The organism is Cellulophaga sp. RHA_52, assembly GCF_007827205.1.
GTDB classification, from domain to species: Bacteria; Bacteroidota; Bacteroidia; order Flavobacteriales; family Flavobacteriaceae; genus Cellulophaga; species Cellulophaga lytica.
On sequence record NZ_VIRZ01000001.1, the window covers coordinates 134939 to 160570 of the forward strand.

18 protein-coding genes and 2 riboswitches are annotated in these 25632 nt (G+C 33.8%); of the genes, 1 reads left to right on the plus strand and 17 read right to left on the minus strand.

What is annotated here, in order from left to right; all coding sequences use genetic code 11:
• Window positions 1-84: 84 nt before the first annotated feature.
• The 17 genes from metH to JM80_RS00690 form a co-directional block, all read right to left on the minus strand.
• The gene (metH, locus tag JM80_RS00610) at window positions 85-2775 is read right to left on the minus strand and encodes a methionine synthase (protein WP_144708898.1); all 2691 of its coding nucleotides are present in this window, start codon (window positions 2773-2775) and stop codon (window positions 85-87) included.
• A 1-nt stretch (window position 2776) separates the two neighbouring features.
• Window positions 2777-3781, minus strand: coding sequence for a homocysteine S-methyltransferase family protein (locus JM80_RS00615; RefSeq protein ID WP_144708900.1), 1005 nt, complete (start codon window positions 3779-3781; stop codon window positions 2777-2779).
• 200 nt (window positions 3782-3981) lie between these two features.
• Window positions 3982-4098: riboswitch (SAM riboswitch) on the minus strand.
• A 127-nt stretch (window positions 4099-4225) separates the two neighbouring features.
• Window positions 4226-5287: an NAD(P)/FAD-dependent oxidoreductase gene (locus JM80_RS00620; protein WP_013621542.1), complete on the minus strand. Its 1062-nt coding sequence runs from the start codon at window positions 5285-5287 to the stop codon at window positions 4226-4228.
• 49 nt (window positions 5288-5336) lie between these two features.
• Window positions 5337-5924, minus strand: a complete 588-nt coding sequence (locus JM80_RS00625) for a bifunctional precorrin-2 dehydrogenase/sirohydrochlorin ferrochelatase (protein WP_013621541.1) — start codon at window positions 5922-5924, stop codon at window positions 5337-5339.
• A 63-nt stretch (window positions 5925-5987) separates the two neighbouring features.
• Window positions 5988-6770, minus strand: a complete 783-nt coding sequence (cobA, locus tag JM80_RS00630) for a uroporphyrinogen-III C-methyltransferase (RefSeq protein ID WP_075695123.1) — start codon at window positions 6768-6770, stop codon at window positions 5988-5990.
• Between the two features lie 4 nt (window positions 6771-6774).
• On the minus strand, window positions 6775-8865 hold the full coding sequence (locus tag JM80_RS00635) for a HEPN domain-containing protein (protein WP_144708902.1): 2091 nt from the start codon (window positions 8863-8865) through the stop codon (window positions 6775-6777).
• Window positions 8866-8969: 104 nt separating this feature from the next.
• Window positions 8970-10217, minus strand: a complete 1248-nt coding sequence (locus tag JM80_RS00640) for a sulfate adenylyltransferase subunit 1 (protein ID WP_013621538.1) — start codon at window positions 10215-10217, stop codon at window positions 8970-8972.
• Window positions 10218-10328: 111 nt separating this feature from the next.
• Complete coding sequence (gene cysD, locus JM80_RS00645; RefSeq protein ID WP_370511832.1) at window positions 10329-11267, minus strand: sulfate adenylyltransferase subunit CysD; 939 nt, start codon at window positions 11265-11267, stop codon at window positions 10329-10331.
• A 52-nt stretch (window positions 11268-11319) separates the two neighbouring features.
• Entirely contained in the window at window positions 11320-11943 is a 624-nt protein-coding gene (locus JM80_RS00650; RefSeq protein WP_013621536.1) for a phosphoadenosine phosphosulfate reductase family protein, read from the minus strand.
• An 18-nt stretch (window positions 11944-11961) separates the two neighbouring features.
• Window positions 11962-12225, minus strand: coding sequence for a DUF2061 domain-containing protein (locus JM80_RS00655; protein WP_013621535.1), 264 nt, complete (start codon window positions 12223-12225; stop codon window positions 11962-11964).
• Between the two features lie 212 nt (window positions 12226-12437).
• Window positions 12438-12845 carry an Rrf2 family transcriptional regulator gene (locus tag JM80_RS00660; protein ID WP_013621534.1) on the minus strand — a complete coding sequence of 136 codons (408 nt, stop codon included), beginning with the start codon at window positions 12843-12845 and terminating at the stop codon, window positions 12438-12440.
• Between the two features lie 110 nt (window positions 12846-12955).
• Window positions 12956-14119, minus strand: a complete 1164-nt coding sequence (locus JM80_RS00665) for a PLP-dependent aspartate aminotransferase family protein (RefSeq protein WP_144708904.1) — start codon at window positions 14117-14119, stop codon at window positions 12956-12958.
• Between the two features lie 124 nt (window positions 14120-14243).
• Entirely contained in the window at window positions 14244-17627 is a 3384-nt protein-coding gene (thrA, locus tag JM80_RS00670; protein WP_144708906.1) for a bifunctional aspartate kinase/homoserine dehydrogenase I, read from the minus strand.
• A 65-nt stretch (window positions 17628-17692) separates the two neighbouring features.
• Entirely contained in the window at window positions 17693-18982 is a 1290-nt protein-coding gene (locus JM80_RS00675; protein ID WP_144708908.1) for an O-acetylhomoserine aminocarboxypropyltransferase/cysteine synthase family protein, read from the minus strand.
• Window positions 18983-19117: 135 nt separating this feature from the next.
• Window positions 19118-19231, minus strand: a riboswitch (SAM riboswitch).
• 329 nt (window positions 19232-19560) lie between these two features.
• Window positions 19561-20817, minus strand: a complete 1257-nt coding sequence (gene metK / locus JM80_RS00680) for a methionine adenosyltransferase (RefSeq protein ID WP_013621530.1) — start codon at window positions 20815-20817, stop codon at window positions 19561-19563.
• Window positions 20818-21093: 276 nt separating this feature from the next.
• The gene (locus tag JM80_RS00685) at window positions 21094-23862 is read right to left on the minus strand and encodes a carboxypeptidase-like regulatory domain-containing protein (protein WP_144708910.1); all 2769 of its coding nucleotides are present in this window, start codon (window positions 23860-23862) and stop codon (window positions 21094-21096) included.
• A gap of 29 nt (window positions 23863-23891) precedes the next feature.
• Window positions 23892-24725 (minus strand): GLPGLI family protein, encoded by an 834-nt coding sequence (locus JM80_RS00690; protein ID WP_144708912.1) that lies wholly within the window; start codon window positions 24723-24725, stop codon window positions 23892-23894.
• A gap of 285 nt (window positions 24726-25010) precedes the next feature.
• On the opposite strand from JM80_RS00690, the gene JM80_RS00695 reads away from it, so the two are divergent.
• Window positions 25011-25631 carry a deoxynucleoside kinase gene (locus JM80_RS00695; protein ID WP_013621527.1) on the plus strand — a complete coding sequence of 207 codons (621 nt, stop codon included), beginning with the start codon at window positions 25011-25013 and terminating at the stop codon, window positions 25629-25631.
• Window position 25632 lies beyond the last annotated feature (1 nt).

Below are 25632 nucleotides of genomic sequence, written 5' to 3' on the forward strand. Positions count from 1 at the left end.
CGGGCTTTCGGTAGTCGCTTTTTATGGAGAAAAACCATAAAAGAGCTTCAACAATACCTTAATCCCTAACGCAACAACATACTATTAATCATCTGCTATATTTGGCGCAAGCCATTTTAAAGCCGTTTCTAATGCTATATTTTTACGAGCTGCAAAATCTTCAACTTGGTCTTCTTTAATTTTTCCAACTCCAAAATAGCGAGCCTCTGGATTTGCAAAATAATAACCAGATACAGATGCAGCTGGCCACATTGCCAAACTATCTGTAAGTTCTACACCTATTGTTTCTTTTACTTTTAAAATATCCCAGATAGTAGGTTTCTCTAGGTGGTCTGGACAAGCAGGATATCCTGGCGCAGGTCTTATACCTTTGTATTCCTCTTTAATTAAAGCTTCATTATCTAAAGTTTCATTACTAGCATAACCCCAATGTGTAGTTCTAATATCTTTATGCAAGCATTCTGCAAAAGCTTCTGCTAGCCTATCTGCTAAAGCTTTTACCATAATAGAATTGTAATCGTCTAAGTTTTTACGGTAATTTTCGGCTATTTCTTCTGCTCCAAAACCAGTACTTACGCAAAAACAACCTATATAATCTTCTTTACCTGTTTCTTTAGGCGCAATAAAGTCAGACAATGCAAAATTTGGCTTACCTGCATACTTCTTTAATTGCTGACGTAAGGTTCTAAAGGTATGTTTTCCGTTAGGTGTTTCTAGCTCAATATCATCATCATTAATTGTATTGGCTTTAAACAAACCAAAAACTGCTTTTGCGGTTAGTAGTTTTTCTTCAATAAGTTTTGTAAGCATTTGTTGCGCCTCTGCAAACAAATCTGTAGCCTGTGTACCTACAATTTCATCAGTTAAAATATCTGGAAATTTACCGTGCAACTCCCAGCTTCTAAAAAAAGGAGTCCAGTCTATAAACTCAACCAACTTATTTAAATCATATTCCTCTATTACTTGTATTCCAAGTGCATTTGGCTTTACAATTTCTGATGTTTTCCAATCTATTTTATATTTATTTTTACGCGCATCTGCAATAGGTAAATACTCCTTATGTTTGGTACGTTTTAAAAATTGTTTTCTAAACTCTTCATAGTCTAATTTAATTGTCTTTTTAAAAGCATCTTTGGTTTCTTTTTGCAATAAATCTCCAACAACAGTAACCGCTCTAGAAGCATCGTTTACATACACTACAGCATTTTTATACTGCGGATCTATTTTTACTGCAGTATGTGCTTTGCTAGTAGTTGCACCACCAATAAGCAAAGGCACAGTAAAGTTTTGGCGCTCCATTTCCTTAGCTAAAAAAACCATTTCATCTAAAGACGGTGTTATTAATCCGCTTAAACCAATAACATCTACATTTTCATCTTTAGCAGCTTGTATAATTTTTTCTGGTGGCACCATTACCCCTAAATCTACAATCTCATAATTGTTACATGCTAAAACCACGCCCACAATATTTTTACCAATATCATGCACATCTCCTTTAACAGTAGCCATTAAAATTTTACCTGCAGAAGAAGACTCTCCCTCTTGCGGATTCTTAAGTTTTTCCTCTTCTATATATGGCAATAAGTAAGCAACCGCTTTTTTCATTACTCGTGCCGACTTTACAACCTGCGGTAAAAACATTTTTCCGCTACCAAACAAATCACCAACAACATTCATCCCTGTCATTAAATGACCTTCTATAACCTCAATAGGTTTGTCTACACTTTGCCTAGCTGCTTCTACGTCTTCTACAATATACTGGTCTATACCTTTTACCAATGCTCTAGTAATACGGTTTTGTATAGGTTCTTCTCTCCATGATAAATCTACCGTACTCTCTTTTGCCTTACCAACTACCGTTTCTGCAAAATCTAACAAACGTTCTGTAGCATCATCCCTACGGTCTAACATTACATCTTCTACACGCTCTAATAAATCCTTAGGAATATCATCATAAACCTCTAGCATAGTAGGATTTACAATTCCCATATTCATACCTGCCTGTATGGCGTGGTATAAAAAAACTGAGTGCATAGCCTCACGCACAGGGTTGTTACCTCTAAAAGAAAACGACACATTACTAACACCTCCACTTACACTACAATGTGGTAAATTTTCCTTTACCCAAGCTGTAGCTTCTATAAAATCTATGGCGTTGCGTTTATGCTCATCCATACCGGTAGCAACAGGAAAAATATTAAGATCAAAAATGATGTCTTCTGGTGCAAAGTTTACCTTGTTTACCAAAACATGATAAGAACGTTTAGCTATTTCTATTCTACGTTCATAATTATCTGCCTGTCCTACCTCATCAAAAGCCATTACAATTACGGCTGCACCGTAACGCTTAATAAGTTTGGCGTGGTGTATAAATTCTTCTTCTCCTTCTTTAAGACTTATAGAGTTTACCACACATTTACCTTGAACCACTTGTAAACCAGCTTCTATAATTTCCCATTTAGAGCTGTCTATCATTATAGGAACTCTAGCAATATCTGGTTCTGCAATAACTAGGTTTAGGAACTTAACCATAGCTTCTTTGCCATCTATAAGTCCGTCATCCATATTAATGTCTATAATTTGCGCCCCACCTTCTACTTGGTGGCGTGCAATATCTAGAGCTTCATCAAACTTTTCTTCTTTTATTAGCCTTAAAAACTTTTTAGAACCAGCTACGTTAGTACGTTCACCTACATTAATAAAGTTAGTATCTGGTGTAACAACCAATGGTTCTAATCCTGAAAGTTTTAAATATTTAGGTTTTAAATTTTTCATATTAGACAGTTTCTAAAGCAATATTTCTGGGTTTGTAATCTTTTACCAAATTAGCAATTGCATTAATGTGTTCTGGTGTTGTACCACAACAACCACCAACAATATTTACCAAGCTTTTATCTAAGTATTCTTTTATTTGTGCTGCCATTTGCTCTGCAGTCTCATCATACTCACCAAATGCATTTGGCAAACCTGCATTTGGATGTGCAGATACTCCAAAATCTGTTTTTGCTGCCAATACCTCTAAATGCGGTACCAATTGACTTGCTCCTAGAGCACAATTAAAACCAACAGATAAAATAGGAATATGACTTATAGATATTAAAAAAGCTTCTGCTGTTTGCCCTGATAAGGTTCTGCCAGAGGCATCTGTAATTGTACCACTTACCATTATAGGAACATCTATATTACGCTCTTCTTTTACTTCTTCTATGGCAAAAAGTGCTGCTTTTGCATTAAGGGTATCAAAAATGGTTTCTACTAATAAGATATCTGAGCCACCATCTAACAATGCTTCTACTTGTTGTTTGTAAGCTATTCTAAGTTCATCAAAAGTAACACCTCTAAAACCTGGGTCGTTAACGTCTGGAGACATACTTGCGGTTTTATTGGTGGGTCCAATACTACCTGCTACAAACCTTGGCTTGTGTGGTTCTTTTGCTGTAAACTCATCTGCAACTTGTTTTGCAATACATGCCGACTCATAATTTAGCTCGTACACTAAATCTTCCATAAAATAGTCTGCCATTGCTATAGTTGTACCAGAAAAGGTGTTGGTTTCTACAATGTCTGCCCCAGCTGCAAAATATTTACGGTGTACTTCTGCTATAGCTTCTGGCTGAGTTAGAGAGAGTAAATCGTTATTGCCTTGTAATGGATGTTCCCAGTCTGCAAAACGTTTGCCTCTAAAATCTTCTTCGGTGAATTTGTAGCGCTGTAACATTGTACCCATTGCACCGTCTAGCACTAAAATTCTTTCTTTTAATATGTCTTGTATCCTTTTCATTGTACCGTATAATATTGTGTTGTGCGTTAAGGATTGATGCGGCATCTTTTTGGTTGCAACGGTTTGTAAAACCTGTTTGCTAAAACCAAAAAATATAGCAGAAAACCTGGCCATTTGTGCTTGCAAACAAATGGAACGCTATAAATAAAATATCAAGTAAGGTAAATGAGAGAAGACTGTGAATGTCTTTACTAATTTGTGAGTTATCTGCCGTGTTGTATGTAACAACGTAGTAGAATGTAGCACCTTCTTTAAATAAGAATAAAGGGTTGCTAAGGTTTCATAGGGTCTAATCCCTCCACCTTTCTTGATAACGTTTTCAGTGTATTAATGAACTAATTATGCCACAAAGTAACAGCACAACTTTTTTATAACCAAATATTGCTGGTAATTTTTAAGCCTACACGTGTTTTTTACACATATAGGCTTAAAATTGTAATATTTTTACGAAATGCTTTGTACAACTTCTTTTTTGGCTTCTTTTTTTGAACCATCAAAACCTTCTACACCACCTACGGTTGTGTATTTCATTACATAGCGTTTGCCTGGGTTTATTCGTTGGTATGCGCTTTGGCACATTACGGCTGCTTCATGAAAACCAGATAAAATTAGTTTTAGTTTTCCTTTATAGGTGTTAACATCACCAATGGCATATACACCAGGAATGTTGGTTTGGTAATCATAAGAGTTGTCTACTTTTATAGCATTTTTCTCTATTTCTAATCCCCAATCTCCTATTGGTCCTAATTTAGGTGATAGTCCAAATAACGGAATAAAATTATCTACTTCTACATAGCTTTCTCCTTTTTCCTCGTCGTTGTATTTTACAACTACAGCCTCTAAATGATCATCTCCGTATAGTTTGGTTACTTGTGCCTCTGTAAACAATTTTATTTTACCTGCTTTTGCAAGTTCTGATGCTTTTTCTACAGAGTCTAAAGCACCTCTAAACTCGTTTCTACGGTGTACTAAAGATACTTCTGCTGCTACGTCTGCTAAAAATATTGCCCAGTCTAATGCAGAATCTCCACCACCAGCAATAACAACTTTTTTGTCTCTGTATACTTCTGGGTCTTTAATCATATAAGCAACACCTTTATCCTCAAAATTAAGAATGTTTTCTATTTGCGGTTTTCTAGGCTCAAAAGATCCTAAACCACCAGCAATTACAACAACTGGTGCATTGTGCTTTGTGCCTTTGTTTGTGGTTACCACAAAAGTACCATCGTCTAACTTATCTAAAGTATCTGCTCTTTCTGCTAGTGTAAAACCAGGCTCAAAAGATTTTATTTGTTCCATTAGATTGGTAACCAAATCACCTGCTAAAATTTCTGGAAAAGCAGGAATATCATAAATCGGTTTTTTAGGATATATCTCTGCACATTGTCCGCCTGGTTGTGGCAATGCATCTATTAAATGGCATTTTAGTTTTAACAAACCTGCCTCAAAAACGGTAAACAATCCTGTTGGTCCTGCGCCAATAATTAATATATCTGTCTTAATCATAATTTTAATTTTGTACTTACTAATGAGTATCTACTCTCATTTAAATGTTTTAATTATTATCTTTTTTATCTACTAAGGAACTTGTAATCTGGTTCATTTTATCTACTTTTTCTTCAAAATCTCCTTTTATGGTTTTTCTATAGTCGTTTAAGTTTTGAACCATTTTATTAATATCTTCTGGTATTACGTCTTCAAAAAACTGGCGCAAACGTTTTGCTGTTGTTGGCGACTTACCATTGGTAGAAATACCAATTTTTACATTGCCTTTGGTTACAATTCCGCCCATATAAAAATCGCAGTACGGAGGATTATCTGCTACGTTTACCAATTTAAATTGCGCTCTACAATCTTTATACACTTGCACATTAACCTCTACATTATCTGTAGTTGCAACTACCATATGTTTGGCATCTAAATAACTAATATTGTAGACATCTGTAATGGTAGTAACATTAAATTTATTTGCCAGTTGTAACGTTTTTTCTGCATACCAAGGAGACACCATTGTTACCACAGCATCTGGACTAGACTTAGTTAAAAAGCGTAGTTTTTCTTCTGCCACATTACCACCACCTACTATTAGCACGTGTAGTTGAGACGTTTTTAAAAAAACTGGATATAAATTGTTACGTTCCATTACTTTATTTTTAGTGTTACTGTTTTGTTTACCTTATCAAAAATAACCAAATAACTGTACCACTTAATTTACTGCTACTTCTTTTGTTTTTATCTGTTGTTGTACTTTATGTAATTGCGCTCTATGCTTTACAACTTCTCCAATTACAATAATTGCAGGATTAGACAACTCATTTTCTTGCACTACTTTTTCTATGGTTGATATGGTACCAACGCCAACTTTTTCATTAACGGTAGTTCCGTTTTGAATAATTGCCACAGGTGTTTCTGCTTTACCTTGTTGCTGAAATAACTGTACAATTTCTGATAATTTACCCATACCCATTAAAATTACTACTGTTGCGCTAGACTTTGCTGCCAAGTGCACATCTGTAGATAATTTATGATTTTTAGTTGTACCTGTTATTACCCAAAAACTCTCTGAAGCTCCCCTTTTTGTAACCGGTATATTTTGAAAAGCTGGTACTGCTATTGAAGAAGAAATCCCCGGAACCATAGCTACTGTTACACCGTGACTAGCGGCATATTCCATTTCTTCTGAGCCACGACCAAAAATAAATGGGTCGCCACCTTTTAAGCGCACTACATTACCGTGACTTTTTGCTCTGCTTACAATAAGCTCGTTAATTTGTTCTTGTTGGTACGCGTAACACCCTTTTCTTTTACCTACAAAAATATGCTCTGCATTTGCTGCATAGGTTAGCAATTCTTTATTTACCAAAGCATCAAACAAAACAACATCTGCATTTTGCAATGCTTTAATAGCTTTTAGCGTAATAAGTTCTGCATCTCCTGGGCCTGCACCAACTACTGTAAGTAGTCCGTTTGTGTTTTGTTTGTTTGCCATAATTTTAAGCTTCTGCTAATTCTTTTTCTCTAAACTTTTGTACAACTTCTAAAAACACTTTAGAATCTCTAAGGTACGCTTCTGCAAATTCTTGCGTTGGTTTGTTGCTTTTTATTTGCAACGCCAACTCCTCAAAAGAAGTTTTTAATTCTATTAAGCCGTTTGACACAAAATGAGTATCAAAATCTTTAATAATGCTAATATGTGTATTTGTTTTTGTGTTCTGTGCTGTAAGCAATGCTTTAGCAGAGTTTACCATTGCAGAATACGAATGAAAAATACTAGCAGACCATTTTTTATCTTCCAATGCAGCAGCAGCGTTTTCAATTTTTTCTTCGCTCTCAAACAATAAAGTTGCAATTAAATCTATAACCACACCTGCACACTCACCTACACCAATAGCTTTTTCATAGCGTTCTGTATTTCCCCAGTCTATAAAATCTTCTGGAGTTAAATTATCTATAGCTGTAAGGTGTTTTAGAAAGTCATAAAAATAATGCTCTCCTTTTTCTTTGTAATACTCAGTAAATGATTGTCCGTTTGCATTAGCGTCAAAATCGTTTAAAATTAAACGCAATGCCTCTGGACCTCTTTTACTTGGTACTTTTACAACTTTATCTGCAAAAACGCCATTACCATCACCTAAATTACCACCACCTAACAATACTTGTAAAGCAGGTGCTACCAACTTATCTTTTGTACGTACAGACATCCCTTGAAAACCTATGTTTGCCATATTGTGCTGACCACAGGCATTCATACATCCACTAATTTTTATAACAACATCTTTATTGTTTATGTATTGTGGATATTCTTCTGTAATTACTCTTTCTAACTCTGCTGCAATACCAGTACTACTAGCAATACCTAAATTACAAGTATCTGTACCAGGACAAGCAGTTATATCTGATGCTTTGTTATAACCAGCCTCTACAAAACCAAGTTTTTCTAGCTCTGTATAAAAGAAAGGAACCAATTCCTCTTTTACATAAGGTATTAGGATGTTTTGACGCAATGACAAACGAAATTCTCCGGCTGCATACGCATCTACTAAATCTGCTAATTGACGAGCTTCTTCAATATAAAAATCTCCTAACTTTACTTTTATACCAATAGCTACATAGCCCTGTTGTTTTTGAGGCACAAGGTTTGTGCTTTTCCATTGCTCAAAAGCTTCTGTATTTTTAATTGCTACTTCTGGTACTTTAGCATTTGCTACTTTTACCTTTGGATACGCATCTACATCTACAGGAAAAGAATCTTGTGGAATTGCATTTTGTTCTTCTTCTAACAATGCTCTAAAACCATCTAAACCAATATCCTTAAGCAAAAATTTCATTCTGGCTTTTGCTCTACTTTTACGTTCTCCGAACCTGTCAAAAACACGAATAACACCATCCATTAACGGAATAATTTTATCGGCCTCTAAAAAAGTATACAACTCTTCTGCGTGGCGTGGCTGCGAGCCTAAACCACCTGCTAAAAGAACTTTAAAACCTCTAACTCCGTTTTCTATTTTTGCAATAAAACCAAGATCATGCATATAAGAAAGTCCTGTATCTGCATCACTAGAAGAAAAAGAAACCTTAAATTTTCTTCCCATTTCTTGGCTAATAGGATTTCTTAAAAAGTATTGAAACATTGCGTGTGCGTACGGAGATACATCAAAAGGCTCATCTACATCTATACCAGCGGTTTCACTAGCTGTTATATTACGTACTGCATTACCACAAGCTTCTCTAATAGTAATATCATCCTTTGCCAATTGCGCCCAAAGTTCTGGTGTACGCTCTATATCTACGTAATGTATTTGTATGTCTTGACGTGTAGTAATGTGCAAGCGTCCTGTAGAGTATTCTTCAGATACATCACAAATACGCTTAAGCTGTGTAGATGTTACTTTACCATATGGCAATTTAATACGAATCATTTGTACGCCTGGCTGACGCTGACCATAAATACCACGAGCCAAACGCAAGCTTCTAAACTTTTCCTCGTCTAACTTACCGTCATTAAACTGTTTAATTTTTGCTTCTAAATCTATAATATCTTTAGCTACTACTGGGTTTTCTATTTCTGTTCTAAAACTTTGCATTTGCTTATGATTATGGCTTTTATAATTACTATTATCCTATGGATTTAATAGGATTTTAAATAAAAAAGTGCCTGTAAAAACACTTCTTTGTATGGACTTTTAGCTTAACTTATAAATCCTGCACCAGCCGTTGTATTGGTTTGGGCATCAATTAAAATAAAAGCTCCGTTAGATTTATTGTCGTTATAACTATCAAAATAAATAGGCTTACTAAGTTTAATACTAACTTCTCCTATTTCATTTAAAGATAATTTATTATTGTTTTCTTGTTCTCCCGTATAATCTGTTGCTATAACACTATTTATACTATCAATTTTAGATAGCACACGGTTTGTATTATGTTGCACAATATACTTAGTTCCTGGTACTAGGTTTTTACTATCCATCCAACAAACTGTAGCAGTAACTTGTTTTTCAATTTTTGGAAGTTCATCTGTTTTAACAAGCATATCTCCCCTAGTAATGTTAATATCATCTTCTAAGGTAATATTAACAGAACTTCCTGCTGGTGCCTCTGCATATGTTTTATCAAAAAAGAATATCTCTTTTATTTTAGACTGAGTTAAAGAAGGTAAAACAGTTACGGCATCACCAACTTTTAAGCTACCTCCAGAAATTTTTCCAGCATACCCTCTAAAATCGTGAAACTCATCTGTTTTTGGTCTAATTACTGTTTGTACAGGAAAACGAACCTTACCAGCATCATATAAATCTTGTGCTTCTAACTCCTCTAAATGACCTAAAATTGTATCGCCATTATACCAAGACATTGCATCTGTTTTGTCTACAATATTGTCACCTTTTAAGGCACTAACCGGAATATAACTAACTATTTGTTCTGCATAAGTACTTTTTGCATTTAAAGCTTCAAAGTCTTTTTTAATATTATTAAATACCTCTTCAGAATAGTCTACCAAATCCATTTTATTAACAGCAACTATTACGTTTTTAACACGCAATAAATTGTTGATAAAAAAATGACGGTATGTTTGTTCTATAACACCTTTTCTAGCATCTATTAAAATAATAGCTACTTGAGAAGTTGATGCACCCGTAACCATATTTCTGGTATACTCTACGTGACCAGGTGTATCCGCAATAATGTAACTTTTAGTTGGTGTTGAAAAATAGATATGAGCCACATCTATAGTAATACCTTGTTCACGTTCTGCAACTAAACCATCTGTAGCTAATGAAAAATCTAGGTAATCATACCCACGTTGTTCACTACTTTTTTTAATGGCTTCTAGTTTATCTTCAGTTAGTGATTTTGTATCGTAAAGCAACCTACCAATTAAGGTACTTTTACCATCATCTACACTACCTGCTGTTGCTATTTTTAGTACGTTCATTTTATGTGTATTAAGTATAAAGTTGCAAGTACAAAGACTTTGCTACTCTTACTTTTATGTTTTAAACTTCTTTTTTAACTTATATACTTTAGACTAAGTAGTCTGTACTTTTTAAAAGTACCCTTGTTGTTTTCTTTTTTCCATTGCAGCTTCAGAACGTTTATCATCTATACGTGCACCACGTTCAGATATTTTAGAATCTCTAATTTCCTCTACTACTTTATCTATAGAATCTGCTTTAGATAACACTGCTGCTGTACAAGACATATCACCAACAGTTCTAAACCTCACCCAACGTTCTTCTACAACCTCATCTTCTGCTCTAAAAACAACATCATCTTCTGCAGACCAGATTAAGCCATCTCTTAAAAAGATATTTCTTTTGTGTGCAAAATAGATTGATGGAATTTCAATTTGTTCTTTCTGAATATAGCTCCACACATCTAACTCTGTCCAGTTGCTAATAGGAAAAACACGTACATTTTGACCTATTTCTATAGTACCGTTTAACATATCAAACAATTCTGGTCGCTGATTCTTTTCATCCCATTGTCCAAAATCATCACGAACTGAAAAAATACGTTCTTTAGCTCTTGCTTTTTCTTCATCTCTACGAGCACCACCAATACAGGCATCAAACTTAAACTCTTCTATAGCATCTAATAAGGTTGTAGTTTGCAGCATATTTCTACTTGCATACTTACCAGTTTCTTCTACTACTTTACCTTGGTCTATAGAATCTTGTACATTTCTTACAATAAGCTCCACACCCAATTCTTTAACCAATTTATCTCTAAACTCTATAGTTTCAGGGAAATTATGACCTGTATCTATATGCATTAAAGGAAAAGGTATTTTAGCCGGCCAAAATGCTTTTTGTGCCAAACGTACTAGAGTAATACTATCTTTTCCGCCAGAAAACAACAAAACAGGTTTTTCAAACTGCGCTACTACTTCTCTAAAAATGTAAATAGCTTCGTTCTCCAAAGCATTACCCAATCCTTCTAAAGAGGCATTGGTTGTTGTTTGTGATTTTGTATCTTTTATCAATGTTTCCAAAATAATGGTGTTTTGTTTTATATCTTTTTTAATCCTCTTTATTCTAAGTGTGCAAACCACACTCTCTATTTTCTAATACCTTAGTAGGATCAAAATATTTATGCTCGTTTGGTAAATTACGTTCTGCTAAATATGCATCTAACTGCACATCTGACCAGTGGTAAAACGGACTTACTTTTAAAATTCCGTCTTTGCTTAAGCTTAAAATTCCTAGTGAATCTCTAAGTGCCGTTTGGCCTTTTCTTAAGTTAGTAAACCATACATCTGGTTTGTGTTCTGCCATAGCTCTTTTAAAAGGCTCTAACTTAACTTGCTCTGTAAACTCTTTATGTTTTGGATCTTCTATAGATGGTATTCCCATTACAGCATCTCTGTGTGCACTTGTTTGTAAAGGCACATATAGTTTTACGTTTAAATCTAGTGTAGAAATTAACTCTTCTGCATGTTTATAGGTATTTGGTGTATTATAACCAGTGTCACACCAAATAACAGGAATATCTTTTTTAATTGCTGTTACTGCATTTAGTATAGCAACCTCATAAGGTCTAAAATTGGTGGTTATTACAGCATTTTTTGCATATTCTACAGCCCAAGAAATTATTTCTTCTGGCGGAATACCTCTAAACTGAGCATTTAAATTTTTTATGATATCTTCTGTAAAACTCATCTTTACTATACTTATATGTTATTTACCCCACTTAATTGAATTCCAAACACGTTCGTGAAAAAAATACAATACCATTTTTGTAACTAATTCTATTAAACCTATAGAGAATGCTAATTTTAAAGTTCCTGTAACAAACCAAGAAATTAAAACAGTGTCTATTGTACCCACTACTCTCCAGCTAATAGACTTTACTATGCTCCTTTTAGGACTCTCTGACTGTTTGTCTGACTTGTAACTTCCTTTAGAAGTTTCTTTATTTAAAATCAATTGATCAGCAATCATTTACTTAATTTTTAATACCCTATTTAATTAGTAGGAATTACAAATGTAAAACTTTTAATGATAGTAACTGTTAAAAAACGCATAAATCCTATGGTTTTAGTAGATTAATAAAAAATAAGAAGTTTTTTTGATGAATATGAAGTATCTGTAACAGAACACAATAGAATAATTGCGTTGTTATACAGTTAAAAACAAAAAAAGAATGTAGACTTTTAAATAAGGTTACTAAGAGTGGTGTTTTTATAGATTTCTAAAGCACTGTCTCTTACTTTTAGCATTAGCTTGTGAACAGAACAAGTACCCTCATCTGGGCAGTCGTCACACTTTTCATAAAAATTTAAACTTACACAAGGTACCATTGCAATAGGCCCTTCTAACACTCTAATAACATCTGTCATTAAAATTTCTGATGGCTCTTTAATTAAGTAATAACCACCACCTTTGCCTTTTTTAGAAGACAAAACTCCTGTTCTACGAAGCATTAATAAAATACTCTCTAAAAATTTTTGAGATATGTTATTTTGTTGCGCAATTTCTCCAATAGGAACCGGATTCCTATCTTCTTTTTGAGCTAAATAAGTTAAGGCCTTAAGCCCGTATTTGGTTTTTTTGGATAGCATAGTACAAAGATAGGCAAAATTGGGATTTAAAAAAGTGCTGATTTTAAGCTAACTATTTTTAAATTAAACCCTTATTATAAAAGCTTAAATATATACTTTATTACTACAACTTACCCCAATGCTTGCTTTATATCTGCAATAATATCATCTATATGTTCTAAACCTACAGAAACTCTAACCGTACCATCTGTAATGCCCACAGCTACTCTATCTTCTGCCGCAAGTTTACTATGCGTTGTAGATGCTGGGTGAGTTACAATACTTCTAGAATCACCTAGGTTTGCAGAAAGCGATAACAACTTAATTGCATTAAAAAATTCTTGGCCTGCTTGCAAACCTCCTTTTACTTCAAAAGCAACAATGCAACCGCCAGCTTTCATTTGTTTTTTAGCTACTTTGTATTGTGGGTGCGACTTTAAAAAAGGGTATTTTACCCAGTTTACTTTTGGGTGCGCCTCTAAATATTCGGCTAACTTCAATGCATTTTCAGAATGCCTGTCTACTCTTATTGCTAACGTTTCTAAGCTTTTAGACAATACCCACGCGTTAAAAGGAGATAATGCAGGCCCTGATATTCTAGAAAAACGATAAACCTTATCTATTAAATCTGCACTACCAACCGTTATACCTGCTAAAACACGACCTTGACCATCTATTAATTTTGTCCCAGAATGTATCACCAAATCTGCACCAAACTTTATAGGTTGTTGTAAATAGGGCGATGCAAAACAGTTATCAATAATTAAAATAAGATTGTGTTTTTCTGCAATAGCACCTAGTACTTCTAAATCTAAAATATCTACAGCCGGATTAGTAGGTGACTCGGCATATAAAATTTTAGTTTTTGGAGTGATTAAAGCCTCAATACCTTCTAAATTATGAGCGTCAAAATAACTTGTGGTCACGTTCCATTTGGGGAAAAAGTTAACAAATAAACTATGTGTAGAGCCAAATATACTTTTAGATGATATAATATGATCTCCACTCTCTACTAACGCAGCAAAAGTTGAAAACACAGCAGCCATACCAGAAGCAAAAGCAAAGCCAGCCTCGGCTCCTTCCATTTTGCATATTTTTTCTATAAATTCTGACGTATTAGGATTAGAATATCTAGAGTAGATATTTCTATCTTTTTCCTCTGCAAAAGATGCACGCATATCTTCTGCATCCTCAAAAACGTAACTAGATGTTAAGTATAAAGGTGCCGAATGCTCTAAAAACTGAGAGCGCTCTATTTGTGTACGTATTGCGTTAGTTTCAAATTTATTATCCATAGTATTTCTTTTATTCTTGACTATCTGCTATTAGCCATTAGCGCTATATTCTTTTTTCTTTACTCTATTCTCTATGTTCTATTTTCTTACCCCTTCTCTCTTATCTCCAGTTTCTATACAAAGCCTATCCTTTCTCGGCTATTCTTAAAATATCTCCAAAAACACCTCTTGCGGTTACGGCGGCTCCTGCTCCTGCACCTTGTATTACTAATGGATTTTCACCATAAGACTCGGTATAAATTTCGATAATAGAATCTGATCCTTTTACTTGTCCTAATGCACTTTCTTTAGGAACAGACACTAATTTTACATCTAAAATTCCTTTTTCTTCTTGAAGATTACCGTGCAAATCACCAACATAACGCAGAACGTGATTTGGTTTTTGGTCTGCCTTAATTTTAGAAAATGCCGTATCTAAAGCATCAGACTGACTTAAAAATTCTGTTTTGCTTCCTTCTCTTAATACTTCCGGAATTAAATTTTGAATATTAATATCTGCAAATTCATTACTTAACTCTAACTCACGTGCTAAAATCAATAATTTTCTACCAACATCATTACCACATAAATCTTCACGCGGGTCTGGCTCAGTGTATCCATTTTCCATAGCCTCTTTTAAAACTGTAGAAAAAGGTACATCTGCTTCAGAATACGTATTAAAAATATAGCTTAAGGATCCGGAGAACACCCCTTTAATTCTAGTAATATTTTCACCCGACAAGTGCAATAACTTAATAGTATCTATTAAAGGTAAACCTGCACCAACATTAGTCTCATACAAATATTGTTTCTGATTTTTAGCTAATATGTCTCTAAGGTTTTTATAATAATCAAAACCTAAAGTATTTGCTATTTTGTTAGACGATACTAGATCAAATCCATTTTCTACCAAATCAACATAATTAGCCACAAAATCCTCATTTGCAGTATTATCTATAGCTATTAAATTTTCTAAATGATGTTTTTCTGCATACTCAAAAATATCTGTAAGCTCATAGGATTTTCCTTTTTCATTTAACGTAGTAGGCCAATCTTTTCCAATTCCTTTTTTACTTAGTAGTACTTTTTTAGAGTTAGCAACGGCAAAAACATTAAGGTTAATTCCTTTACGTTCTTCTATGGCTTTAGCAGATTTTAATAACTGTTCTATTAATGTACCACCAACAGTACCGTGACCAAAAATAGCTATGTTTACTTTTTTAGCAACACCAAATATTTGTCCGTGCATTACATTTAAAGCCTTGTGCAAACTAGCTTTTTTAACCACTAAACTCACGTTTTTACCAGACACCGTATTATTAAACAATAATGGTACAATTTGGTTTTTTATTAATGCATTGTATGGTTTATGAAACGTACTTAAATCCTGACCAACAATAGATATTACAGAAACATCTTTTTGCACTGTAATTAGATTGATGTCTTTAGAATAAAAATCTGATGCAAACTCGCGCTCTAAAACCTGTTTTGCCTTATCTGCACTTACAGCATCTACCACCAAACCAATACCACGTTCTGATGAACCTTGGGAAATAATACTAACACTAATTTTTTCATCGCCAAGTGATTTAAATATACGTGCATCTATACCAGCCTTACCTAACAAACCACGGCCCTCTAAGTTTACAAGAGCAACATTTTCTATCACAGAAAGTGATTTTATACCCTCTTTGGTTGTTTTTGCGCTAATTAATGTTCCCTCATTATCACCATTAAATGTATTTAAAATACGTAACGGAATATTTTTTTCTAATAAAGGAATTATGGTTTTTGCGTGTAAAATAGTTGCTCCAAAATTTGCCAGTTCATTAGCCTCTGAATAGCTTAATTGTTCTATACGTTTTGCATCAGAAACATAATCTGGATTAGCGGTAAAAATACCATCTACGTGTGTATAACTCTGTAACTCTACAGCATTTAAAAAGTTAGCAAATAAAGAGGCAGAATAGTTACTACCGTTTCTGCCTAAAGTTGTTGTTTTACCATCTTCTGTAGACCCAATAAAACCTGTAATAACAGGTACAACATTACTAGCTAAACTAGAAATTAATTTTTGTGTTTTAGCTTTAGACTCCTCCTCTAACACGTTTGCATTTCCAAAATTGGCATCAGTTTTTACTATTTTTCTAGAATCTATAAATTCAGCTTTTACACCTTCTTTAGCAAGTGCTTTTACAACATATTGTGCAGAAAGCAACTCTCCGTATGCCAAAACTTGATCTTTAATTTTTAAGCTATAATCACCCAACAAGGCAACACCTTCTAAAATTTGCAAAATTTCTGTGTATACCTCAGAAAAATTTAACGCTAAACTATTTTGCTGATATGCTTTAAACTCATTAAAAGCTAGAGTATACTCTTCTCCCCTTGCTGCTAAATCCAACAATTGTTCTAATACATTTGTAGATTCTCCGCGAGCAGAAACCACAACCGCTATATTTTCAGAATTAGCAACTTTAGAAGCTATTTTAGTAACTACGTTAGATACACCTTCTCCGTTAGCTAAAGACTTACCTCCAAACTTAATTACCTTAAGTTCTTCTCGTTTTTTATGATCATTAAAAATACCATTTAGCAATTGCTCTAACTGATCAAACTCTATTAAAAACGCATCATGACCATGTAGTGAGTGTATTTCACCATAGGTAACATTACTATTAGCTTGTGCCAGTTGTTTAAAGGTATCTTTATTTTCTTTGGCTGTAAAAAACAAATCAGAATCTACACCTACAATATGTATAGATGTGTTGCTATTTTGCAGGTTAATAAAAGCCTCATTACCATCTCTAGTAATATCTATGGTTTTTAACAACTGGTTCATTAACTTATATGCAGATAATTGAAAACGCTCTTGCAATTTTTTACCGTGGTGGGTTAGCCAACTTTCCACATTAAATAACTGTTGTTCTTCATTTGTGCTTCGGTTAAAACGAGCCTTAAAAGATTCTGGTGTACGGTAGCATAACATTGCGTGCATACGGGCATCATGTACAGGTTGCTTAGAGTTTACCAAAAACTGTTCTTGAATTTGACAGTTTGCAATAAGCCAGTCTGTAGATTTCCAATCTGATGCAACCGGAATTAAATGCTGAGTTAACTTTGGATTTAGTGCAGCCATCTCCCAGGCAATACCACCTCCTAAAGAACCTCCTATTATTGCAAAAAGCGAATTTATATTTAGTTCTTTTAATCCTAATAAAAACAAATGAGCAATATCTTTAGCTACAAAATCTTTATAGTTTTCTATAATAAAGCCATCAAAACCATTACCAGGAATATTAAAAGACAATACCGTATATTTTATGGTGTCTATACATTTGTCTTCACCTATTAGTGTAGACCACCAGCCATCTTCACCAGAAACATTAGAGCTACCTGTTAAAGCGTGATTTACAAGTACAATTGGCGCGGTGTGCAATTCTGCTCCAAATACCTGATATGACAAGTCTATATCTTGTGTGCTACCACTTAGCGTTGTATATTTTTTTAGTTTGATATGATGCAACATAGTAAGCTGTTTTAACCTAAATAATTATTAGGTTATTTGTAATTTATTTTGAGAACGTAAGTTTATTAAGCTGTAACTGTAGATATAGCTTTAAAAGCCTCTTCTAAGTCTAACTTTAAATCTTCTATACCCTCTAAACCAACAGACAAACGAATTAAATCTTGACCAACACCTGCAGACTCTTGCTGCTCTGCTGTTAATTGTTGATGCGTTGTACTTGCTGGGTGAATTATTAAAGATTTTGTATCTCCTATGTTTGCTAAAAGAGAGAATATTTTAGTGGCATCTGTTAGTTTTTTAGCAGCTTCAAAGCCACCTTTTACACCAAATGTAACTAAGCCACTTTGACCTTTTGGTAAGTACTCCTTAGCTAAGTCATAGTATTTATTGCTTTTTAACCCTGGATAGTTTACCCAAGCAACCTCATCTCTACCCTCTAACCAAGTAGCCAATTCTAATGCGTTTGCACTATGTTGTTTTATACGCACTGGTAAAGTTTCTAAACCTTGTATAATTTGGAATGCATTAAACGGACTTAAAGCTCCTCCGAAATCTCTTAAACCTTCTAAAATTAATTTATACGTAAATGCAGCATTACCAAGAGCCTCACTATACACCAAACCGTGGTACCCGGCAGATGGTTCTGTAAACTCTGGGAACTTTCCACTTGTCCAGTCAAAAGTACCTGCGTCTACAATTGCACCTCCTAAAGAAGTTCCTTGTCCGCCTATGTATTTTGTTAGCGAGTGTATTACCAAGTTTGCACCGTGCTCTATTGGGTTTAATAATGCTGGTGATGCTACTGTATTGTCTACAATAAATGGCACTTGTGCTGCTTTTGCTTCTTTAGAAATTGCTTTTAAGTCTAAAACATCTAGCTTAGGATTTCCTAATGACTCTACAAAAAATGCTCTTGTATTTTCTTGCACTGCTTTACCAAAACTCTCTGGATTAGATGCATCTACAAAAGTAGTTGTAATACCTAATCTTGGTAAGGTTACATTTAACAAATTAAATGTACCACCGTACAAACTGCTAGATGCTACAATGTGGTCTCCTGCTCTTAAAAGCGTTAATAAACCTGTAGAAATTGCTGCTGTACCAGATGCAAATACTACTGCTCCTACACCACCCTCTGCTGCTGCTAGTCTGTCTTGTAATATTTGATTTGTTGGATTATTTAAACGCGTGTAAATAAATCCTAATTCTGATAAAGAAAATAAGTTTGCTGCGTGGTCTGTATCTTTAAAAACATAAGACGACGTTTGATAAATAGGCACTGCTCTTGTACCTGCTGTTTCTGATGGAGTGTGACCTGCGTGTAATGCGTTTGTTGCTAATTTTTGAGTACTCATAATTTTGTTTTTTATAGTTTAAATTGAAAAAATAAAAAAGCCAAAACCGCGTCTTGCCGACTTTGCAAGATGGTTTAAAATTAAATGAGTTAAAAAGAAATTGGAAATTTGCTTTGTGTAAATAAAAAGCTTGTTTCGTTATCTGCCTATAGTACCGATGTACTTGGTAGAATTTAGCACCTTCTTTGTATGAACAAAGGGTTGCTAAGGCTTCATTGGGTCTAATCCCTCCGCCTTTCTTGATAACTATTCAATAAGTGTTTTGAACTTTGAGCTACAAATATATGTTCAGAAAAATTTAATATCCTAATCTTTTTTGAAAAAATATTGATTTTAACCTTTTTAACAAGCTTAAATAACAGAAACACAATAATTGTTTGTTTTTGTAACGATTTTTTAAATTAAAACTTTATTTGTGTTAGGGATTGTAGTGAAAATCCTTTTTTATTTTTCTTAAAAAAGATTGCAACAAAAAGCCCGACCCTTGTGGTAACACCCAAATAAATAGCTAAATATTAAACACAAAAAAAGTGCTTTACCGTTACAGCAAAGCACTTATATATTATTAAAAACTTATTTTAAAGGTTAAAAGCGGTTTTTACTGCGCTTACCATATCTAGTTTTTCCCAAGTAAAAAGTTCTACTTCTTTCTCTACCTTACCATTGTATGGAGACTCAAAAACTTTTGTGATTGTTTTTGGTTCTTTCCCCATATGACCATAAGCTGCGGTTTCTAAATAAATAGGGTTTCTTAGCTTTAAACGGTCTTCTATGGCAAACGGGCGCATATCAAAAATTTGCGCTACTATTTTGGCAATTTCTCCGTCTGTTAAATTTACTTTTGCAGTACCGTATGTGTCTACATAAATAGAAGTTGGCTCTACTACACCAATGGCGTAACTTACTTGTACCAAAATCTCATCTGCAATACCTGCTGCTACTAAATTTTTAGCTGCGTGCCTTGCTGCATATGCTGCACTACGGTCTACTTTACTTGGATCTTTACCACTAAATGCACCACCACCATGGGCGCCTTTACCACCGTAGGTATCTACTATAATTTTACGTCCTGTAAGACCTGTGTCTCCGTGTGGACCACCAATTACAAATTTACCTGTTGGGTTAATGTGGTACTGTATTTTGCTTGTAAATAATGCTTGTACCTTCTCTGGAAATTGCGCTATTACTTTAGGCATTAAAATAGAGATAATATCTGATTTTATTTGCGCTAACATTTTTTCATCATTAGCATCAAAATCGTCATGCTGTGTAGACACAACAATAGTATCTATACGCTGTGGCACGTTATCGTCTGAATATTCTATAGTTACTTGCGCCTTAGCATCTGGGCGTAAATAAGAGATTTGTTTACCCTCTCTACGCAATGCGGCAAGTTCTTGTAATATTTTATGCGAAATATCTAATGCCAGTGGCATATAGTTTTCTGTTTCTTTGCTAGCGTAACCAAACATCATACCTTGGTCCCCTGCTCCTTGCTCTTCTTTAGAGCCACGGTCTACACCTTGGTTAATGTCTTGTGACTGCTCATGAATTAATGAGATAACACCACAAGAATCTCCACTAAACTGGTAAGCTCCTTTTGTGTAACCAATGTTATTAATTACCTCACGTGCTATGTTTTGCAAGTCTACATAGGTATTGCTTTTTACCTCACCTGCAAGTACTACTTGCCCAGTTGTAACTAGGGTTTCACAAGCTACTTTACTTTCTGGATCAAAAGCTAAAAAATTGTCTAATAATGCATCACTAATTTGATCTGCAATTTTATCTGGATGTCCTTCACTTACAGATTCTGATGTGAATAAATATGCCATAATATTGTGCTTCTATTGTTAGTAGAGGAATGGTAAGTTAGATTGCAAAAAAACAGGAAAAGGCGTCAAAAAAAATTAACTAAATCTGTTTTAGCATTTTTTGTAATACTGAGAATCAGTATATGAGGTTGCAATCAGTCAAATCCTTCCTCTTAAATTAGATTGCAAAAGTATAAAATTAGATTGGTTCTAAAATAGTTTTAACGAAAAAATAAGAGGCTACAGTTACAAATTAATTTGCAATCCATAGCCTCTATATAAACAAACAATGCTGTATTACAGGTTGTACCTTACTTTTAAGGTTACATATCTAGGTTGTATAAAATACTCACTTGTGCTAACAAACAAAGTATTATCACTATCCTGATTTAAAGATTCTGTATTAAATAAGTTAGTTACTCCTAAAATATACTCCCATTTGCTATCCTTTTTTTGATAACCTAAGGTAGCATCCATAAAAGAATATGTATTTAAACTTTCTATCTCGTTTTTGTAATTGTAATAAGAGTAGTCTGCATTAAAAATAAAATCTCTTAAAAAAGTAGCATCTAGTTTTACGCTTGGTTGATGTGTATAATATTTTATACTAGAGCCATTTGGCTGCTCATAATTGTTCACCGCTAGGTTGTATCCAAACTCTATATTTGGCGCATTTAAAAAACGCGTTCCTAAGCTACCTCTGTAAGTAGTTGTAAAAGACTCGTTAATTGCCTGTTCATTATCTACTATTTGGTTAAACTTAGAATAATTCATAGTTGCTCCTAAACCAGCTTTTATTTTACCAAAAGTACGCTCAAAAGATCCGTTTGCAGAAAAGGTCTCGTCTGCAAAGTTAGAGTTAAATGGAGACGATATTCTGTTAGATGTTTGTATAAACTCTTCATCTGATGTTGCAGGATAATCTGGATTAGGGTAATTTAAGAAGTCTGAGATGTTACGTACTTGGTCTACCCTTTTGTTATATGATAATGATGCTCTAATATTACTAAAATTAAACATATTAAAATTGTTATAACGCAATGTTAAGTTGTGAGACAATGCACTTTCTAAATCTCTGTTACCCTGAAAAAGAGAATTGTAATTGTTCATTACAAAAGAAGATGCAAACTGGTTAACATCAGAAAAACTTGTCATCATTCTGTAATTAAAGTTAATATCTTCACTCTTTTTAATTTGTAATCTTGTATTAAAACTTGGTAATAAACGTACAAAATCATCTGTAACAGTAGATCCTAATTGTTCATTTTTTGTAGTGTAATTGTGTACAGATACACCTGGTGTAAAGGTAAATGCACCAGCTTTTACTCTATACTCAAAGGCCATATAAATATCACTAAAGTTATACTTAACATCATTCTCTACAGAGCTCACTGCATCATCTAAGCCATATTTTGCTCCACTATCTAGTATCTGAAAAATTTCTGAATTAAATTTTTGTGTACTTAATAGAGAACCAAGTGTAAACTTTACATTACTCTTATCTCCTGTAATATACCAGTAATCTATTTTTGCATCTAGCTTATTGGTTTTTACCATTTTGTCTTGCACAACATCATAACCATCTTGGGCTTGGTCCATACCTAAAACCTCATCTAACCTGAATTGATCACTCTGTGCTAAAGCAGCATTATAAAAAGGATCTTCTTCTTGAATTAAATACTGTGCCTCTACTGCAAAAATATTTTTAGCATTTAATGTGTAATAGTAATTAGCGTTTTGATTAATGCTGTAAGGATCTTGCTTTTGAACCTCATCTATATTACCCGTTAAATTAGAGAATAAATCTTGCACTTCTTTTTGACTAGATATTCTTCCAAAAATATCATAATCAAAATGGTTATCTGCATTTGGTTTGTAACTAGAACTTAATTTAATAAGAGCCAAATCACTCCTTTGGTTTGTAACACTCTCTGTAAGTTCATCTGGAGATGGTTGGCTACCATCTGCATTAGCCTTATATTGTCTAAATGTATTTTGTTGCATATCTGTAACATTACCAGAATAAATTGCAAAACCACTTAAATCCCACGTTTTTTTTGGTGAATAACTAAAGTTAGCTGCACCAAACTTAGAACTAATTTCTTGAGCTCTATTGTTTTGTAATGTTAAAAAACCCATATCACTAGAACCTACATTAAAGCTTGTACCAGTGTTAGCACTACCGCCATTACCAAAACCACCCGTAAATCTAAAATAGTCTCTACGTGTAAATGGCACCTCGCCAATATTGTTAAAATTGGTAATTAAGTTTATACTATAATTAGGGTTGTAATAAAATAATTTAGGGTGCGCAATATAACGTTCCTCATTACCAACGCCTGCTGTAATTTCTCCAAACCAAAAATTCTTTTTACCTTCTTTTAGTTTTATGTTAATTGCGTAATTGTCTTGATTATCTGTTACACCTTTTAATTGTCCAACCTCATTATAGTTTTTTAAAACCTGAATTTTATCTAATGCATTTGCAGGTATATTTTTAGATGCCAATTTACTATCGCCATCAAAAAAGTCTTTACCTTCTACCATTACTTTACCTACAGACTGCCCTTCTACTTCAATTTCCCCATCATCATTAACCTCTACACCTGGTAAATTTTTAAGAACATCTTCAAGCTTTTTTTCTGTACCAGTAGCAAAAGAATCTGCGTTATACTCTATAGTATCACCTTTTACGTTTACAGGCATCTCATACGTAATTTCTACACCGTCTAAACTTTCTGCTTCATCTAACAATGTAAAATCTCTTTTTACATCTACCTCCTTAGTTTCTAAAACAATTTCTCTTGTTTTAAATCCCAAGTAACTTACTTTAATGTTGTACTTAGAGTTTTCATTTACATTCATTTTGTAAATACCTTTTTCATTGGTAATTCCAAAACCATCTAACGCTTTAGTTTCTGCATTAATAGCTACTACATTAGCCATCTCTAAAGGGTTATTAAGGCTATCCTTAACAACACCAGTAATTGTTATTTTTTGTGCCTGTACAGCTCCAGTTATAGTAATACATACCATAACCATAAAAAACTTTATGAATTTGCTCATTGTAAATTTGTATTATTTTTTGATAAAAATTAACGACCTCTTCCTCCTCTATTACCTCCTCTACGAAAGTTCTCCATCATTTCCTGACGCTTTTTTATCATAAGCTCATCAAAGTCTTTTTGATTAATATCTTTTCCTTTGGTTGGTGCTTTTACCTCTACAACATCATCTGCGTTCATAACAATTTTACTACAAACCAAAGTAGATCCTTCTTGTTCTACCTCTAAAATTAAACCAGGTAATCCCCAGTATTCTGCAGGACCTTGACTAATAGGAATATCTAATGTATACCAAGCCACAACTGTTTTTTCTGTAGGTATTTCACGTTCAGGCTGTTCTCCTTGTCTACCACGTCTAAACATTCTGGTCATAGAACCTAAACCTGTAGTATCTATTGGAGTTGTAAGTGTTGCCTTATAAACTGTATAGTTTCCTATTTTTTTAGTTTCTGAGCCCATTTTCCACTCAGGTTTTTTTAGCTCATCCTTAATTAAAAAGTTTTTGCTATACATTTCTACTTGGTTGGTATAGTTTTGCTCTTTAATATTTTTGTAATATTTACCAGTAGAACCACTACCCATAAAACGCATCCAACCTGGTCCGCTACCTCCAGGAGCCTCTAATTTTTCATCTTCTACGTAGTAAGACTCGGTTCTGTTAAACGTTAAAATATATGTTTTTTCCATAGCGCTTTTCATACGCTCCATAATTTCTTTTTTACGAGCCTCTGGCATATCTCTACCTCCAAAATCTGGCGCTTTAGTAAGCTTTGTTTCATAAATGGCTTTACCTTGAAATTCTTGAGCCGTTGCAGTAAACACTGTACTTATTAATGTTATTGCTATTAAAAAAATATTTCTCATTTTATCTGTGGTTTATATCCTTGTGGGATAGTTAGCTTTCAACTACTTAGACTGTCAACTTTTAATTTAGTTTAATTGCTAACCATCTTTTTTTTGAAAAAATCATTTTACACATACGTATATGACTTATTTTATCGTTGTAACTTTGCATAAATACAATGGTTTGCTACTGTTTTTAAAAAGTTTTGAGTTTATTACTGTAAACATTTTTAGATACTAGTCTTATCTTGTATATTGTGCGACCCCTATATCGGTCTAATAAAAAAATTAAAACACATACAGAATATGCATATTGCAGTAGCAGGAAACATAGGTGCAGGGAAAACAACTTTAACTAGATTACTAGCCAAGCATTTTAATTGGCAACCAAATTTTGAAGATGTAGTAGACAATCCTTACTTAGATGATTTTTACAACCAAATGGAGCGTTGGAGTTTTAATTTGCAGATATACTTTTTAAATAGCAGATTTAGACAAATTTTACAAATTAGAGAAAGCGGTAAAGATATAATACAGGACAGAACAATTTATGAAGATGCCTTTATTTTTGCTCCTAACTTACACGCAATGGGCTTATTAACAAACAGAGATTTTGAAAACTACACAAGTCTTTTTGAGTTAATGGAAAGCTTAGTACAACCACCAGATTTGCTTATTTATTTAAGAAGTTCTATTCCTAATTTGGTAAACCAAATACATAAAAGAGGAAGAGAATATGAAAACACCATTTCTATTGACTATTTAAGCAGGTTAAATGAACGCTATGAAGCTTGGATACACGGTTATGACAAAGGAAACTTATTAATTATTGACGTAGATAATTTAAACTTTGTTGATGATCCTGAAGATTTAGGATTTGTTATTAATAAAATAGATGCCGAAATAAACGGATTATTTCAGCCTTAAA